The sequence below is a fragment of the Kitasatospora sp. NPDC091335 genome, assembly GCF_044757205.1.
Classification (GTDB): Bacteria; Actinomycetota; Actinomycetes; order Streptomycetales; family Streptomycetaceae; genus Kitasatospora.
In genome coordinates this window covers 115,309-131,645 of the sequence record NZ_JBIVUM010000011.1, presented here as the reverse complement: position 1 = coordinate 131,645, position 16,337 = coordinate 115,309, and the positions used below count along the sequence as shown (strand labels likewise).

General features: G+C 74.5%; 12 protein-coding genes. 5 read left to right on the top strand and 7 right to left on the bottom strand.

Annotated elements, in window-relative coordinates; genetic code table 11:
• The first annotated feature begins 88 nt into the window (after nucleotides 1-88).
• A complete protein-coding gene (locus ACIQOW_RS23535) occupies nucleotides 89-817 on the top strand; it encodes a TetR/AcrR family transcriptional regulator (protein ID WP_401087933.1) in 729 nt (242 codons plus the stop codon).
• A gap of 154 nt (nucleotides 818-971) precedes the next feature.
• Here ACIQOW_RS23535 and ACIQOW_RS23530 read toward each other — a convergent pair whose 3' ends face one another.
• From ACIQOW_RS23530 to ACIQOW_RS23500, 7 genes are all read right to left on the bottom strand, one after another.
• Nucleotides 972-2,399 (bottom strand): sugar porter family MFS transporter, encoded by a 1,428-nt coding sequence (locus tag ACIQOW_RS23530; protein ID WP_401088183.1) that lies wholly within the window; start codon nucleotides 2,397-2,399, stop codon nucleotides 972-974.
• Nucleotides 2,400-2,638: 239 nt separating this feature from the next.
• Complete coding sequence (gene egtD / locus ACIQOW_RS23525) at nucleotides 2,639-3,610, bottom strand: L-histidine N(alpha)-methyltransferase (RefSeq protein WP_401087932.1); 972 nt, start codon at nucleotides 3,608-3,610, stop codon at nucleotides 2,639-2,641.
• 43 nt (nucleotides 3,611-3,653) lie between these two features.
• Nucleotides 3,654-4,403 (bottom strand): ergothioneine biosynthesis protein EgtC, encoded by a 750-nt coding sequence (egtC, locus tag ACIQOW_RS23520; protein WP_401087930.1) that lies wholly within the window; start codon nucleotides 4,401-4,403, stop codon nucleotides 3,654-3,656.
• Nucleotides 4,403-5,845, bottom strand: coding sequence for an ergothioneine biosynthesis protein EgtB (gene egtB / locus ACIQOW_RS23515; protein ID WP_401087929.1), 1,443 nt, complete (start codon nucleotides 5,843-5,845; stop codon nucleotides 4,403-4,405). Before egtB ends, egtC begins: the two co-directional genes overlap by 1 nt.
• Nucleotides 5,842-7,131, bottom strand: coding sequence for an ergothioneine biosynthesis glutamate--cysteine ligase EgtA (gene egtA, locus ACIQOW_RS23510; protein ID WP_401087927.1), 1,290 nt, complete (start codon nucleotides 7,129-7,131; stop codon nucleotides 5,842-5,844). Before egtA ends, egtB begins: the two co-directional genes overlap by 4 nt.
• 263 nt (nucleotides 7,132-7,394) lie before the next feature.
• Nucleotides 7,395-8,660, bottom strand: coding sequence for a MalY/PatB family protein (locus tag ACIQOW_RS23505; protein WP_401087925.1), 1,266 nt, complete (start codon nucleotides 8,658-8,660; stop codon nucleotides 7,395-7,397).
• 12 nt (nucleotides 8,661-8,672) lie between these two features.
• A complete protein-coding gene (locus ACIQOW_RS23500) occupies nucleotides 8,673-9,167 on the bottom strand; it encodes an SRPBCC family protein (RefSeq protein WP_401087923.1) in 495 nt (164 codons plus the stop codon).
• A gap of 248 nt (nucleotides 9,168-9,415) precedes the next feature.
• Between ACIQOW_RS23500 and ACIQOW_RS23495 the strand changes: the two genes are divergently transcribed.
• From ACIQOW_RS23495 to ACIQOW_RS23480, 4 genes are all read left to right on the top strand, one after another.
• Nucleotides 9,416-10,222: an SAM-dependent methyltransferase gene (locus ACIQOW_RS23495; RefSeq protein ID WP_401087921.1), complete on the top strand. Its 807-nt coding sequence runs from the start codon at nucleotides 9,416-9,418 to the stop codon at nucleotides 10,220-10,222.
• A gap of 91 nt (nucleotides 10,223-10,313) precedes the next feature.
• Nucleotides 10,314-12,431: a putative bifunctional diguanylate cyclase/phosphodiesterase gene (locus tag ACIQOW_RS23490; protein WP_401087919.1), complete on the top strand. Its 2,118-nt coding sequence runs from the start codon at nucleotides 10,314-10,316 to the stop codon at nucleotides 12,429-12,431.
• Between the two features lie 223 nt (nucleotides 12,432-12,654).
• Complete coding sequence (locus ACIQOW_RS23485; protein ID WP_401087917.1) at nucleotides 12,655-15,447, top strand: hypothetical protein; 2,793 nt, start codon at nucleotides 12,655-12,657, stop codon at nucleotides 15,445-15,447.
• Nucleotides 15,360-16,244: a hypothetical protein gene (locus ACIQOW_RS23480; protein ID WP_401087915.1), complete on the top strand. Its 885-nt coding sequence runs from the start codon at nucleotides 15,360-15,362 to the stop codon at nucleotides 16,242-16,244. The genes ACIQOW_RS23485 and ACIQOW_RS23480 overlap by 88 nt, the downstream gene beginning before the upstream one ends.
• The last annotated feature ends 93 nt before the right edge of the window (nucleotides 16,245-16,337 follow it).

The window sequence follows — 16,337 nt, the reverse complement described above, 5'->3', positions numbered from 1 at the left end:
GCTGGGAAGGGGGACCTGCCAGAATCGGCCCCAGCACACCCGGCCGGATGATCCGGATGAATCCGGAGGATCGGAGGACCCCGCCGCGATGGCCCGTCCACGCACCCCGCTGCTCAGCCGCGAGCGCATCGTCGCCGCCGCCCTGCGGCTGATCGACGACGAGGGACTGGACGCCCTCTCCACCCGCCGCCTCGCCACCGAGCTCTCGGTCAGCGGGCCCTCGCTCTACAACCACTTCGCCACCAAGGACGAACTGCTGGACGCCGTGGTGGACAGCGTCATCGGCGAAGTCGACCTGTCGATGTTCGGGAGCGTGACGAACCCCTGGCCGCGGGCGCTGCGCGACTGGGCCCGCTCCTACCGCGCCGCGCTGGCCGCCCACCCCAACATCGTCCCGGTGCTCGCCCAGGGGCCCGGGCGTCGGCCGAACGCGCTGCGGCTGGCCGACGCGGTCTTCGGCCACCTGGTCGAGGCCGGGTGGCCGCGGGGCCAGGCGACCAGGATCGGCGCGCTGATGCGCTACTTCGTCACCGGCTCGGCCCTCGCCTCCTTCGCGGCCGGCTTCCCGGCGGACGCCGAGGTCTACGACGCGGCCGACTACCCGCACCTCGGCGAGGCGCACCGGCTGTCCGGGCACCGGGGGGCGGTGGACGAGGGCGCCTTCGAGACCGGCCTGGAGGCGCTGCTCGACGGACTCGCGCTGCGCTACGCCAGGCTCGCCGAACAGCGCGGAACCGAGGCGGAGCGGCCCCGAAGCGAGGCGGAGCGGCCCCGCACCGAGTCGGGGCGGCCCCGAAGCGAGGCGGAACGTTCCTGACGCGGGGCGGGGTCGTACGGGCCCGGTCCCCGTCGAAACGGACCGGTGCCCCGCGGGCAAGGTTCCGCGGGCAAGGCCCTGCGGAAACGATTCGGCCCCCGCACCCGCGCGCCGATGGCGCCGGGGTGCGGGGGCCGGTGGTCCGACGGGCGGATCAGCCCATGTCCTCCAGCCGGATGCCCTTGGTCTCCTTCATGAACTTCGCCACGAAGAGGATGGACAGCGCCGCGAAGGCGGCGTAGATCAGGTAGGTCGCCGACAGGTTCCAGCGCGACATGGACGGGAACGAGACGGTGATCACCCAGTTCGCGATCCACTGCGCGGAGGCGGCGACGGAGAGCGCGGCGGCGCGGATCCGGTTCGGGAACATCTCGCCGAGCATCACCCAGACGACCACGCCCCAGGACATCGCGAAGAACAGCACGAAGGCGTTGGCGGCGACCAGCGCGACGGTGCCCTGGAGGTCGGGCAGGGTGAGGTTGTCGCCGCTGCCGGTGGCCGAGGAGAAGGCCCAGCCGGCCGTGCCGAGCGCGACCGCCATGCCTGCCGAGCCGATCAGGGCGAGCGGCTTGCGGCCGATCCGGTCGACCAGCACGATCGCGATCACGGTGCCGAGGATGTTGATCACCGAGCCGACGAAGCTGATCAGCAGCGAGTTGCTCTGGTCGATGCCGACCGACTGCCACAGGATCGACGAGTAGTAGAAGATCACGTTGATGCCGACCAGCTGCTGGAAGACCGACAGGCCGATGCCGACCCAGACGATCGGGAGCAGGCCGAAGCGGCCGCCGAGCAGGTCGCGGAAGCGGGGCCGGTGGTCGGAGGCGATCAGCGCCTGGACCTCGGCGATCCGGGCGTCGCCGTCCACGCCCTCGCCCTCGACCGCGGCGAGCACCTTCCTGGCCTCGTCCAGGCGTCCCGCCTGGATCAGGTAGCGCGGGGACTCGGGGATGACCGAGGAGAGCACGAAGTAGACCGCGGCCGGGACGACGCAGATGCCGAGCATCCACTGCCAGGCCTCCAGGCCGAGCAGCTGCCCCCGGGTGTCGCCACCGGCGGCCCGCGCCAGCGCCCAGTTGACCAGCTGGGATATCGCGATGCCGAGCACGATCGCGGCCTGCTGGAAGGAGGCCAGCCGGCCCCGGTACCTGGTCGGCGCGACCTCGGCGATGTAGGTCGGGGCGATCACCGAGGCGATGCCGATGGCCGCGCCGCCGAGGACGCGCCAGAGGGCCAGGTCCCAGGCGGAGAACGGCAGCATCGAGCCGACGGCGCTGATCGCGAACAGCAGCGCGCCCGCCTTCATGACCTTGATGCGGCCGTAGCGGTCGGCGAACCGCCCGGCCACCGCGGCGCCGATCGCCGAGCCGAGCAGGGCGGAGGAGACGATCAGACCGGTCACGCCGCTGCCGACGGCGAACTTCTCCTGGATTCCGGAGACGGCGCCGTTGATCACGGAGCTGTCGTAGCCGAACAGGAAGCCACCGAGGGCCGCTGCCGCGGCGATGAAGACGACGAAGCCGAGGCGGCCGGGCGCGGGGGCCTCGACCGCCCCGGAGGGCTTCTGGGTGACGCTCACGATCTGACTCCTGGTACTCAACGCTGAGCTCGGTCGCCGAGATCGTAACCCCTATTCGTTTAAGACTTGTACATCAGGATGCTCAAGTTTTGCTCTGAGAATTCGTAAGGTGAACAAGCAAATTGGGTTGCCCGAGGGCTCTCCCGGCGGGTGGACGGTCCGAACGAGTGGACGGCTGGGGTGGCTCGCCCCGCCCGGGCAGCCCGGCCGGACCGTCCGGGCGGGCTTCCCGGGCGGGGCGGTCAGGCCGGCACCGCGAGCGAGAGCCCGAACCGGCCCTCCGGGTCGGTCCACCAGTGGCTCAGCCGCAGCCCGGCCGCCGCCAGCTCCCCGGCCACCCGCTCCCGGCGGAACTTGGCCGACACCTCGGTGCGCAGCTCCTCGCCCCCGGCGAAGTGCACCGGCAGGTCCAGGGCCGGGATCTTCACGGTCTGCGAGCGCAGCGAGCGCAGCCGCATCTCGATCCACTCCTGCTCGGCGTCCCAGCGCGCGACGTGCTCGAAGGCGTCCGGGTCGAAGTCGGCCCCCAGCTCGCGGTTGAGCACGTTCAGCACGTTCCGGTTGAACTCGGCGGTCACCCCGGAGGCGTCGTCGTAGGCGGCGACCAGCACCGCCGGGTCCTTGACCAGGTCGGTTCCGAGGAGCAGGAAGTCGCCCGGGTCGAGGGCGGCGCGCAGGCCGCGCAGGAAGACCGCGCGCTCGTGGGGCAGCAGGTTGCCGAGGGTCCCGCCGAGGAAGGCGACCAGGCGCGGGCCGCCCTCCGGGGGCAGGCCGAGCCTGGCGGTGAAGTCGGCGAGCACGCCGTGCACCGCGAGCCCGGGGTACTCGGCGGCGAGCGCGGCGCCGGCCGCGGTCAGCGCGCTCTCGCTGACGTCCACCGGGACGTACGTCTCCAGGGTGCCGAGCGCGCGCAGGGCGTCCAGCAGCAGCCGGGTCTTCTCGGAGGAGCCGGAGCCCAGCTCGACCAGGGTGCGGGCCCCGGTGGCCGCGGCGATCTCGCCGGCCCCGGCGGTCAGGATGGCCCGTTCCGCGCGGGTCGGGTAGTACTCGGGCAGCCGGGTGATCTCCTCGAACAGCTCGCTGCCCCTCGCGTCGTAGAACCACTTCGGCGGCAGCCACTTGGGCTCGGAGGTCAGTCCGAGCTGCACGTCGTGGCGCAGCGCGGTGCTGAAGTGGTCGGCGGGCAGCAGTCGGGTGAGATCGAAGGTTTCCATGACGGGGTGGTTCCTCTGTTCAGGAGTTGAAGGGAGAGTGAGGTCAGTCGCGGCCGGGAATCCGGCCCGTGGTGACGCCTCGCGAGTCCACGAGCAGCAGCGAACCGTCCGGCACCGGCGTCCAGCCCGGTGCGTCGTCGTACGGCTCGGAGGCCACCACCGTGCCCAGGCCGGGCAGGGTGCGGTGGTGGAGGGTGTCGCCCCAGGTGGTCGCGGCGATCGCGGTGCCGTCGGTGAGCAGCAGGTTGAGCCGCCCGGTGGTGTGCGCGGCGACGTCCGCGACGGTGCCCGCCAGTGCCTCGCCGAGTCCGGCGCCGGCCCGCAGCCGGTGCAGGGTGAGCGCCCACAGCAGCGCCGAGTCGGTGCGCGCCTCCAGGTCCAGCAGTTCGGCCGGGGGCAGCAGGGCGGCCAGTGCGTCCAGCTTGCCCGGCCAGCCGGTCACCGCTCCGTTGTGGCTGAACAGCCAGCGGTCGGCGGTGAACGGCGCGGCCGCGCTCTCGCCCGCCGCGCAGCCCTCGGTGGCGGAGCGGACGGCGGCCAGCAGTGCCCGGGTCCGGACCACCCGGGCCAGGTCGGCGAAGGTCTCGTCGGCCCAGATCGGTCCGGTCCGGCGGTAGCGGGCGGGCACCTCGTCCCCGTCCGCGTACCAGCCGAGGCCGAAGCCGTCCACGTTGACCGTTCCGTACTGCTGGACCCGGGGCGCCCAGGACTGCCGGTACAGCCCGTGCGGCGGATGCACCAGAAGCTCCCTGGGCGCCACTGGCACGCCCAGGTAGGCGATATGACGGCACATCAGCTGGTCTCCAGGTCGCGCGCGGTGCGGAACCCGGCGAAGATCTGCCGTCGGACCGGGTAGTCCCAGTTGCGGAAGGTGCCCCGGCAGGCGACCGGCGCCACCGCGAAGCAGCCGCCGCGCAGCACCTTGTACTCGGGTCCGAAGAACACCTCCGAGTACTCCCGGTACGGCCAGGCCAGGAAGCCCGGGTAGGCGCGGAGGTCGCTCGCCGTCCACTCCCACACGTCACCGATCAACTGCCGGACACCGTACGGGGACTGGCCCTTCGGATAGCTTCCGGCACCGGCCGGGCGCAGGTGCCGCTGGCCGAGGTTGGCGTGCTCGGGACCGGGCGGCCCGTCGCCCCAGGGGTAGCGGCGGGAACGGCCGGTGGCCGGGTCGTACCGGGCGGCCTTCTCCCACTCCGCCTCGGTGGGAAGCCGCCGCCCGGCCCACCGGGCGTACGCGTCCGCCTCGTACCAACTGACGTGCAGCACCGGTTCGTTCGGCTCGACCGGCTCGACCGTGCCGAAGCGGCGGCGGAGCCACTGGCCGTCCTGGAGGTGCCAGAACAGCGGGGCGGTCAGGTCGGCGCGCCGGCGGTGCTCCCAGCCCTCCGGCTTCCACCAGCGCGGGTCGTCGTAGCCGCCGTCCGCGATGAAGCGCTGGTAGGCGGCGTTGGTGACCGGGGTGGTGTCCAGCAGGAAGGCCGGCAGGTCGACGGCGTGCGCCGGGCGCTCGTTGTCCAGCGCCCACGGTTCGGTGTCCGTGCCCATGGTGAACGGGCCCGCGGGGATGAGGACTTCGGTGGGCAGGGTGGCGGCGTCGGCGGGTGCGGGCGGTGGCGGGGGCGCGGCCAGGGCCGGCTCCCCCTTGCGGAGCTGGTGGGTGATCAGCATGGTCTCGTCGTGCTGCTGCTCGTGCTGGGCGATCATCCCGAACGCGAACCCGGCCTCCAGCAGCGGCGCGCCCTCCAGCGGGCTGGCGGCCAGCAGGTCCAGCACCCGGCCGCGGACGTCGTGGGCGTAGGCGCGGGCCTCGGCGGGCGGCAGCAGCGGCAGGCTGGGGCGCTCGGCGCGCGGGTGCTGGAACGCGTCGTACATCGGGTCGATCTCCGGGTGCATCGGATCGCGGCCGCCGACGTTGCGCAGCAGCCAGAGTTCCTCCTGGTTGCCGATGTGCGCGAGGTCCCAGACCAGCGGGGACATCAGCGGGGAGTGCTGGGCGGTGAGATCGCCCTCGTCGACGCAGTCGGTCAGCGCGGCGGTCCGGGCGCGGGCGGCCAGCAGCTCGGCGGCGATGCTCTCGCGCAGGGCCTCGGTGCCGACACTGTCGAGGCCGCCGATGTCGCTGATGCCGTCGATGTCGCTGATCGACCCGATCGACCCGGTGGCGCTGGTGGCGCCGGTGCGGTCCGTGCTGCCTGCCCCGGCACCCCCGTGGGGTCGGACGTCGGTCATGATGAGGCCTCCTCCGGGGGCGTGGGTCGGACGCCGGAGCGCAGGGCGTCCAGCTGGTCGTCGGCCGGGCAGCGGCCGCGCGCGGGGTAGCGCTCGGCGAAGTCGGCGACGGCGGCGCGCAGCCGCCCGGCACCGGGCAGGCGGCCCAGCGCGGCGTCGGCGGCGGCGAAGCAGGCGAGGGTGGCCCGGCGCAGCTCGGGGTCGGCCATCGCGAGGGTGGCGGCCCGGTGCCAGGCCTCGCTGCGCGGTGGGCGTGGACCGCCCGCGCACTCCAGCGGCTCCACCGCGGCCAGCGCGGCGTCGGCGGCCACCGGGTCGTCCAGCAGCGCGGTGACCAGCGCGGTGACCACCGTCCAGCCGTCCCCGGGCTGGGCGTCGATCATCCGCAGCTCCAGGTGGCCGTGTGGGCGCACCGGCGGGAAGAGGGTGGTGCGGTGGTAGTCCAAGTCGTCGAGCGTGGGCGGGCGTTCGCCTCCGCCGCGGATCCAGTCGCGGAAGGTCAGTCCGGCCGGCACCGTCCAGGGCAGGCCCTCGGGCCGTCGTACGCACAGCACTTGGGCATCCAGCACGTACTGTGCCCAGGCCTCGCGCGGATCGCCGTGGTCGGGCTCGGGTGCGAGGGTGCGGGTCGGATCCATCCGGGACCAGACGGTCTGCCGGGTGGACCGGTAGCCGGTCGGACGGCCGTCCAGGACGGGGGAGTTGGCGAAGGCGGCGACCAGTACCGGGCCGAGCCGGTGGACCAGCCGCCAGCGGCGCTCGACCGCGTGCGCGCCGTCGGCCTCACCGGCGTCCAGACACACCTGCACGGACGCGGTACCGGTCATCATGATCCGGCCCCAGGGCCCGGCGGAGTCGAAGAAACGCTCCATCGCGAGGTAGCGGGGGTGGTCCAGCACCATCTCTCGGGGGCGGGCCAGTGGGTCCGTCCCGGTGCCGGTGAGTCGCAGGCCCTGCGCCGCGAAGGCGGCCCGCAGGGCGGTCAGATCGCGTCGGGTGTCCTCGACGCAGGCCACGAGGCCGGTGGCGGGCGGGGAGCTGAGCTCTACCTGTCCGCCGGGTTCGAGCGTGAGACGCGAACCGGAGGGGAGCGAGGTGCCGTCCGAGCCGCCGAGGGGCAGCGACTCCAGTGCGGCGTGGAGCAGTTCGGGCCGTACGGGTCGGGTCGGACATCGGTCGTCGTGGACGAACCACTCGACCTCCACCCCGACCAGGCGGGGAGGTCCGATCTTGAAACAGACGCCCGACACGTGGCTGCGCGCCCCCGATTCGGTCAACGGGGTCACCCCCGCGGGGGGTGGTGGCGTGCTCTGCCGGTCGGGCGGAGTGGTGCGGGATACCGGTATCACCGGACTCACCATCCTCGGGATCACGATTGCGGCCCGGTCTTCCTGCCCAGTCTGCTACGGAGCATGCGGGGGCGCCCCGCAAAAATCGTGTGAACGTTCGTTCTTGCAGGTCAGGGGTGTGGCGAACGGGTGAGAACGGGGATTTTCCGGCGGTCGGCGGGTGGGGAACGGGCGGCGTCCGGCCGGGGCATGTGCCGGGGTCACAGGCGCTCCAGGCGCGCCAGGACGGTCGTCAGCGCCGGGCCGGGGAGGGCGTAGTTCAGGCGCAGCGAGCCCCGGCCGCCGGGGCCGAAGTCGGCGCCGTCGGAGGCCTCCAGGCCGCAGCGCTCCAACAGTGCCCGGCGGGCGTCGGCGGGCGGCAGGCCGAGTGCGGAGGCGTCCAGCCAGAGCAGGTAGGAGGCCTGCGGGGCGGAGCGGACGGCGGGCCCCAGCCGGTCGGTCAGGCGGGTGCGGGCTGCGGAGAGGTGGGCGAGCAGCGCGTCCAGCCAGGGGCCGCCCTCGCGCAGCGCCGCCTGCTGCACGGTCTGTTCCAGCAGGCCGCCCTCCCAGAGGCCGTAGCCGGCCAGTGCCTCGGCGAACCGGGCCCGCAGCCCGGGGTCGGGGACGAGCGCGAAACTGCTGGGGATGCCGGAGCAGTTGAAGGTCTTGCCGACGGAGCTCAGGGTGACGACGAGGTGGCGGTGCGCCGGGTCGGCGGTGGTGACGGCGACGGGGTGCGGGTGACCGGGGTGGGTGAGGTCGCCGTGCACCTCGTCCGAGACCAGCAGCGTGCCGTTCTCCGCCGCCCGCGCGGCGAGGTCGCGCACCGAGCCGGTCGGCCACACCCGGCCGGAGGGGTTGTGCGGACTGCTCAGCAGCAGGGCCGCGGCCGGGCGGGGGAGCGGACCGGGCGGGAGCCGGTACCCGCCGGGGCCGAGGTGCAGCGGCAGCTCGCGGTACGGGAGGCGGGCCGCGCGGCAGAGCTGGGCGAAGCCGCCCCACTCGGGAGTGGGGAAGAGGACGGGGGCCTGCGGCCGTACGGCCTCCAGCAGGACGCGCAGGGCGGTGCGCGGGCCGCAGGGCAGCAGCAGGACCCAGTCCGGGTCCACCGCGGCGCCGTGCCGGGTGCGGTACCAGTCGGCCACCAGCAAGCGGCCGGCCGGGTCGCAGACCGTGTAGCCGTACGCGCGGTGGCGGGCGCGGTGCTCCAGTGCCTCGGCGACGGCGGGCGGGCCGGGCAGGTCCATGTCGGCGAGGCCCATCGGGATCACCCCGGGGGCGTCCGCGCGGGCCCACTTGCTGCTGCCGGTGCCGGTGCGGTCGAAGGGGGCGTCGAAGCCGAAGTCGGGGGTGCCGGCGGGGGTGCCGGCAGGGACGGCAGGGACGGCAGGGGCGGGGGCGGGTCCGGGGGCAGGTCGGGGTGCGCCGCGAACAGATGACAGATTTCGAAATCTGTCATCTGTTCGCTGAAAGTTGTCGTCTGTCATCTGTCACCCCGCTCATCTGTCACCCCGCTCCGCCAGGTGCGCCGCGAGCCCCCGCCGTCCCCGGCACATCATCACCGCGTGGTTGGCCCGGAACAGCGGGTGCAGCGGCAGGGCCAGCCGGCGCAGCAGTGGCTTGCCGGGCCGGGTGTCCTCCTCGAACAGCACCCGACTGCCCCCGCGGCCCGCCCCGACCGTCCCGCCCGCCCCGCCCGGCTGTCCGTCCGCCGTCACGGTGAACCGCGACCATCCGTCCAGGTCGCCCCGCATGGCCACCTCCAGCACTCCGGCGGCCGGGTCGCGCCGGGTCGCCGTCAGTCCGATCACCAGCCGGTACGGCAGCAGCGCGCGCACCACCACGTCCCCGGAGTCCGCGCCGGTCCGCCGGACCTCGCGGATCTCCGGCCACCACCGCGGATAGCCCTGCACGTCCTCCAGCGCCGCGTACACGGCGGATGCCGGAGCCGCGAGCCGCCAGACGCCCCGGAATCGGTAGTGGTTCGGGTCCACGTCCCCACCCTAGTCCGGCCCGGCCGGACCGAGGCCCGAACGCCGGTGGGCCGTTGCCGAGTTGGTCCGCGACCCGGGCCCGGAGCGGAGGTGAACGTTCCGGAAACGCCCGCCCGCCAGGAAGGGTGCACTCCGCTTGCACCCGTTCGGGGTGCGGAGGAGGATCTTCTGTGCTTGTAGTCTCATCAGTCACAGCAGCACCCTCAGGGCGCTGCGGCCCCATAAACCGGAGTGAAGGAGTCACAGGCATGCGGCGACCGAACTGGGTACCGGAGGGTACGGACCTGGACAAACCGAACGCCGCGCGGGTCTACGACTACTACCTGGGGGGCTCACACAACTTCGAGGTCGACCGGGAGATGGCCCGCAAGGCGATCGCCCTGTGGCCCGAGCTGCCCCAGATCATGCGCTCCAACCGCGCCTTCCTGCGTCGCGCCGTGACCTTCCTCGCCGAGCAGGGCATCACCCGCTTCCTGGACATCGGCTCGGGCATCCCGACCTTCGGCGCGTTGCACGACATCGCCCGCGCGATCCGCCCCGAGTCGAAGGTCGTCTACGTGGACCGCGACCCGGTCGCCGTCGCGCACAGCCGCCTGCTGCTGGAGGACGACCCGGACAGCGACGTCGTCCAGGCGGACCTGCGCGACGTCGCCGACCTGATGGCCCGCCCCGAGGTCACCGAGCTGCTCGCGGCCGGGGAGCCGGTGGCCGTGCTGCTGGTCGCCGTCGCGCACTTCGTCAGCGACGACGAGGACCCGTGGAAGCTGATCGGGACGATCCGCGACGCCCTCCCGCCCGGCAGCGCGCTGGTCCTCTCGCACGCCTCCCTGGAGGGCCGCCCCGACCAGGCCGAGGACCACCAGAAGCTCTACCGGATGACGCCCACCCCGCTGACCATGCGCACCCACGAGCAGATCACCGCGATGTTCTCCGGCTTCGAGCTGGTCGAACCGGGCGTGGTCTACCTGCCGCAGTGGCGCCCGGACCAGCCCGGTACGGTCGGCGAGCACCCCGAGCGGATGACCGGGGTGGCTGGCGTGGGGATCCGCCCTTGAGCGGACGCGACGGACGAGGCACCGACGGCCGCACGCCCCGCGCGGCGGCCGCCGGAACCGGCGCGTGCACCAGAGGAACCAGGTTCAGCAGATGAGTACCACCCCGGTGCGCGGCGACGCGGAGCGGTTCCACGAGGACTGGGCCCGGCTGCTCTCCGCCGACCACGGCATCGCCGTCCACCCCGGCCTGCTCGGCCGGCTGGTCGCGCGCACCGCCGCGCTGCTGCACCGGGCCCAGGAGGACGACCCGTTCGAGCCCCGGCTGGCCGCACAGGCCGGCGCCGAACTGGTCGACGCGCACTTCACCGACCCGGTGCTGCTGGCCAGGGCGGTCGAGCTGCTCCAGGCGCAGCCCGTCCACGACGACCGCGGCCCCGCCCTGACCGGCGCCTTCGCGGCCGGCTGGGCGGGCGCCCTGCGCGAGCGCACGCTGAACGAGCAGGAGGCGATCCGCACCGCCGCCGACGCCGCCCGCAAGGAGGCCGAACGGGCGCTGCGCGCGTCCGAGGCCCGGTTCAGGGCACTGTTCGAGAGCGCCGCGATCGGCATCGGCATCGGCGACACCGACGGCAACATCATGGCGGTCAACAAGGCCCTCCAGGAGCTGTTCGGCGCGGGCCCGGAGGACATGATCGGCCGCCGGGTCGGCGATCTCGTGCACCCCGAGGACGCCCCGGGCGTGTGGGAGGCGTACGAGGAGCTGATCAGTGGCAAACGGGACTACTTCCAGTTCGACAAGCCGTACTACCGCCAGGACGGCGAGGTGGTCTGGACCCACCTGACCGTCTCGCTGATCCGCGACGACGACGGCATCCCGCAGTACCAGGTCGCGATGCTGGAGGACGTCACCGACCGGTACCGGCTCCAGGAGCGGCTGCGCTACCAGGCCACCCACGACCCGCTGACCGGCCTGCCCAACCGCTCGGCCTTCTTCGAGCGGCTGGAGAAGCTGTTCGAGGAGCCCGAGCCGGGCGCCCGTTTCGGCCTCTGCTACGTCGACCTCGACGGCTTCAAGGTGGTCAACGACAGCCTCGGCCACGACATGGGCGACCAGCTGCTGGCCGCCGTCGCCGCCCGGCTCAAGGCCGCCCTCACCCCGCTCGGCCACCTGGTGGCCAGGCTCGGCGGCGACGAGTTCGTCGTCCTGCTGGAGAAGTGCCGGGGCGAGCAGGAGGCGGTGGCCGCCGCGAAGACCGTGCTCAAGGCCCTGTCAGGGCCGGTGCTGATCGGTGACCACAAGCTCGCCGTCGGCGCCAGCGTCGGCGTGCTGGAGCGGCGGGTGTCCACCACCACCCCGGGCGCCGCCGTACGGGCCGCGGACCTCACGCTGTACCGGGCCAAGGAGGCCGGGCGCGGCCGCTGGACGCTGTTCGACCCCAAGGAGAACGCCCGCGCCGTCAGCCGCTACGCGGTGTCGGTGCGGATGCCGGCGGCCCTGGACCGCGGCGAGTTCTTCATCGACTACCAGCCGCTCTACCGCCTCGCGGACGGCCGGCTGGCCGCCGTGGAGGCGCTGGTGCGCTGGCGCCACCCGCAGCTCGGCGTGCTCGGCCCGGACGAGTTCGTCACCACCGCCGAGGAGACCGGGCTGATCATGCCGCTCGGCCGCTGGGTGCTGGAACAGGCCTGCGGCCAGGCCGCGGACTGGATCAAGCGGTTCGGGGACGCCGCCCCGCAGCTCAACGTCAACCTGGCGGTCCGGCAGGCCCGCAGCGCCGCGCTGGTCACCGACCTCGCCCGAATCCTCGACGACACCGGGCTGGACCCGGCCCGGTTGCAGCTGGAGATCACCGAGTCGACCGTGGTCGGGCCCGAGGACGAGGCGCTGCGCACCCTGCACGGGCTGGTCGACCTCGGCGTGTCGCTGGCCGTGGACGACTTCGGCACCGGCTGGTCCAACCTCGCCTACCTGCGCGACCTGCCGGTCTCCGGGCTGAAGATCGCCGGCTCCTTCGTCGGCGACCTGCACGAACCGGGCAAGGACGAGTCCACCGGGTGGCGGATCGTCAGCGGACTGGTGTCGATGGCGCACGCACTCGGTCTGACCGTCACCGCCGAGGGCGTGGAGACCCACCGGGACGCCCAGCGGCTGCGGACCATGGGCTGCGACTGGGCGCAGGGCTGGCACTTCGGCCGCCCGGTGCGGCCGGACGAGATCGCCCGGCGCGTCGTGGAGGAGCCGAAGGGGCGCCCGGTCGAGGAGCGCTGAAGGCCTGCCCGTGCTCCCGCTCGGGTCCTGCTCAGGCCTCGTCCCCCGTCGCGGACGGGGCCTTCGGTATCGGTCCTGCGGCAGGTCGGTCCTGATCCGGGAAAGCGGCCGACACCCGTGCCCGCCATGGGGGATGATGGCGCGTCGAACACCACCCCGGCACCGGCGCGCCCGTGGTCGCGGCCCCCGCGCCGGTCCGGGCAGCGGGGGAGGAGAGCGTCGCATGGGCACGACGGAGGGCGCGGATCCGGCGGAGGGCGGCCGGGGCGGGCCGAGACCCCGGTCGGTCGCCGGGGCCGAGCCGGGCGACCTGCCGCGGAGCAGGGTGGAGCGGTGGTCGCGGGGGCGGTGGCGGGCGTCCGACGCCGTACCGGGCCGGTCGTCCCGGCTCGGTTCCGTCCCGCCGGCCCGGGTGGACCCGGAGGCCGCGACCCGGCGGGTGCCCGCGGCCGCGCCGCGTTTCGACCCGGAGGCGGCCACGCGGCGCAGGCCCGATTCCGGGCCGCGCTTCGACCCGCAGGCTCCGACGGCGGTCCGGCCGGCACGCCCCGGCCCTCCGGGAGGCGTCGGCCCGGAGGCGGCGACCGAGGTCGTCCGGCCCGGGCCGGGGGCGGGCTCGTCCTCCTGGCAGGACAGCATCGGGCCCGGCGGCCCCGCTCCGGTCGGCAGCCCGGGCCCGGCCGGTGGCCCAGACGCAGGGTCCGGCGGGGGAGTCCACGCAGGGCCGGGCGGCCCTGAGGCCGGGTTCGGCGACTTCCCCGGCGCCGAGGGCCCCTTCGAGGGAGTCTTCCCGGACGCCCTGCGGGACCGCTTCATCCCGCTCGGCCGGGCCGGGGCCGGCTCCGAGGGCACCGTCTGGTACGTCCGGCGCACCGACGGGCACGGCGACGCGGCCGTCAAGGTCGCCGTCGCAGGTCAGCCGATGGACCACGAGCTGCTCGTCCACCTGCGCAACGACGGCTTCCGCCGGCACGTCCCGCACCTGATCGACTTCGGGCGGGTCCGGCACCACGGCGCCCAGGCCGACTGGGTGGCCATGGAGTACCTGCCGACCACCCTCGCCGCGTACGTCGCCGCGCTGTGGCGGGAGGGCGGGCACGGTGACCGGCGGACCACCGAGCAGATCGTCTACGAGCTCGTCGCCCTGCTCGACTTCTGGCAGCAGCGGATCAAGCGAAACCCGCTGGACTTCAAGCCCGCCAACATCCTGGTGCGCCCCGGCCGTGGGTCCGGCGAGTTCGTGATCGCCGACTTCGGCGGCGTCGACCGGCTCACCGACAGCCGCCGGTTCACCTCGGCGATGATGGTGACCGTCGCCTACATGGCCCCCGAGCAGCTGGCCGGCAAGAACCACCAGGCCGGGCCCTGGTGGGGGCTCGGCAACGTGCTGTACGAACTGTTCGTCGGCCGCCCCCGCTTCGTCGGCGCGGACGGCGAGCGCCCGGCCGACCAGGAGCTGGAGCTGGAACTGGTCATGGGCGAGGAGGTGGACCTCGGCGCCGTCCGCGACCCGCGCCAACTGCTGCTCCTCCAGGGGCTGTTCACCAAGATGCCGGAGGACCGCTGGACCGCGCCGCAGGTCCGCAGCTGGCTGGCCGGCGGCACCCCCGAGGTGGTCCGCCGCCGGCCGCAGACCCAGGCCAGGGTGCACCGGCCGGTCACCTTCCTGGGCAACCCCTTCACCGATCCGGTCCGGCTGACCGAGGGGCTGCTCAGGAACTCCGCCGCGGCGGCGCGCTGGCTCGCCACCGGGGGAGCGGAGCGGCTGCGCGACTGGCTGCGGGACGAGGTCGAGGACACCAGCTTCGATCTGCACTACCTCTCCGACGTGGCCAGGTCGCCGGGCTCCCGGCGCGAGTCCGTGGCGGCGGTCGCGGTGCTCGCCCTCGGCGCCGCCTTCGCGCCGTCCGCCGTCCCGCACTACCGCGACCGTCCGATCGACACCACCGGGCTGGAACGCGTGGTCACCGAGCCGGACGGTGCCGAGTTCATCGACGAACTCGTCCGGGGCGGGGGACCTGCCGTGGCCGCCCGCTACGACTGCTTCCACCCCGAGTGCGCGGGCGAGCACTGCTCGCGGCTGCTCGCGCTGGCCGGACTGCCCGAGGTGCTGGTCGAGGTGGACCGGCTGGCCCGCACCGTCGGCGGCGGCCGGCGCGGCGGTGACGGGCTCAGCCCGGAGGAGCGCGAGGAGGCGCACCGGCAGGCGGTCTGGCTGAGCATCCGGCCCGAGGAGCGCCGGCGGCTGCTCGGCCGGCTCTCACCGCTGCCCGCCGCGCTGCACCGGCTGCCGCTGCCCGCGCGGGTGTCGGAACTCGCCGCCGTGGTCGCGGCCACCGTGGTGGACGGGGCGCTCACGGCGGGCACGGGCGCCCGCGGTGCCGTACGGACGGTGGCCCGCCGACCGGCCCCCGACCCGGCGGCCGCCACGCCCCGGGACGTGGTGCGGCGCCGCTGGTCCGCGCTCCGGCGCCGGGCGGTGGGCGCCGACCCGGCGCAGCCGGGCGGGCGGCCCTGGTCGCGGCGGAGGCGCTGCGGCGGCGTGGCCGGGGACGGCCCGAACGCTCCGAGCCCGGGGCCGAACCCGGTGTCGGGTCCGGGGCCGAGTCCGGGGCCGAGCCCGGTGTCGGGTCCGGGGCCGAGCCCGGGGTACGGCGGGAGGGGAGGCTGGCCCGGCTGTGGCTCAACCGGCGCCGCCGGCCGCCGGTGGACTGGCGGGGCCGGCTGGCGGCCTGGTGGCCGCACGCCCGCACCGCGCTGCCGCGCCGGGCCGGGGCCGTCGTGCTGCTGCTCCTCGCCTTCGGGCTGCTGTCGTGGGCGGGGGCGGTGCTCCGCCATCCGGTCCAGGCGGGGGAGAAGCTCGACATCTCGCCCACCGGTGCCTTCGGGGGCCACCTGCGCACGGCCGGCGACCAGGCGGCCCGGCAGGTGGTCGGCCAGCTCGGTGCGGGCTTCGTCGCGGCCGCCGTGCTCGCCTTCTTCCCCGCCCGGGTGGGCGTCGGCACGGTGCTGCTGACCGGGGCCGGGGCCTTCGCGATCGGCTACCTGCGGCTCGGACCGCCGATGACGGCGCTGGAGACGCCGCAGCCGGTGGCCGAGCGGGTGGTCATGTTCGAGGGCGGGATGGGGAGTTGGGCCGGCATCGCGGCGGTGGTGGCGATCGTGGCGGGGCTCGCGCTGATCGAGCGGGGAGCCGGGCGGCTGCTGAAGCCCGCCCAGGAGGCCCGCAGGGAGGTCCGGGAGGCCTGGCGGCGGCTGGACGCGCGCAACGTGGCGCGGTCGTCCGCGTCCGCCGGCGCGGGGGCTGGTGCCGGGGTCGGGGCTGAGCGGGTGCGGAGCAGCTCGTCCGGCCGGTGGGGGACGGGCGGTGCGGGGGCGCGCGACCGGGTGCGGTTCGCGCTCGGGACGACGGCGGTGCTGGTGCTGCTGCTGTGGGCGGCGGTCGAGGTCCGGCTGGCGGCCACCGGGGTGCACCGGACGCCCGACTCCTGGGGGACGGGGCAGACCGGTGCGGCCTACCAGGCCGGGTTCGTCCTCCTGCTGGCGGTGGTGTCGTTGGTGAGCACCCTCGGGACGCCGGCCACGGCCCGGGTCCTGTTCGTGCTCTGGATCCCGGCCACCCTGTTCCTCGGGGCGTGGCCGGGCCCGCTCGGGCCGGTCGAGGCGCTGCGGATCCCGGTGTTCGAGGGACTGTTCCGGGCGATCGCCGAGGTGTGGGGGCACGGGGCGTTCTGGGCCGCGCTGCTGGTGGCCCTGCCGCTGGCGGTGTACGGGGGGCTGCGGACGGTGTGGGGGCGGGCCGGGCGCGGGTGACGGCGGGCGGCTGACAGGTATCAGATAACAGCTGACAGCTGACAGATTTCGAAATCTGTCAGCTGTTATCTGTTGGTTGACATCTGTCAGCCG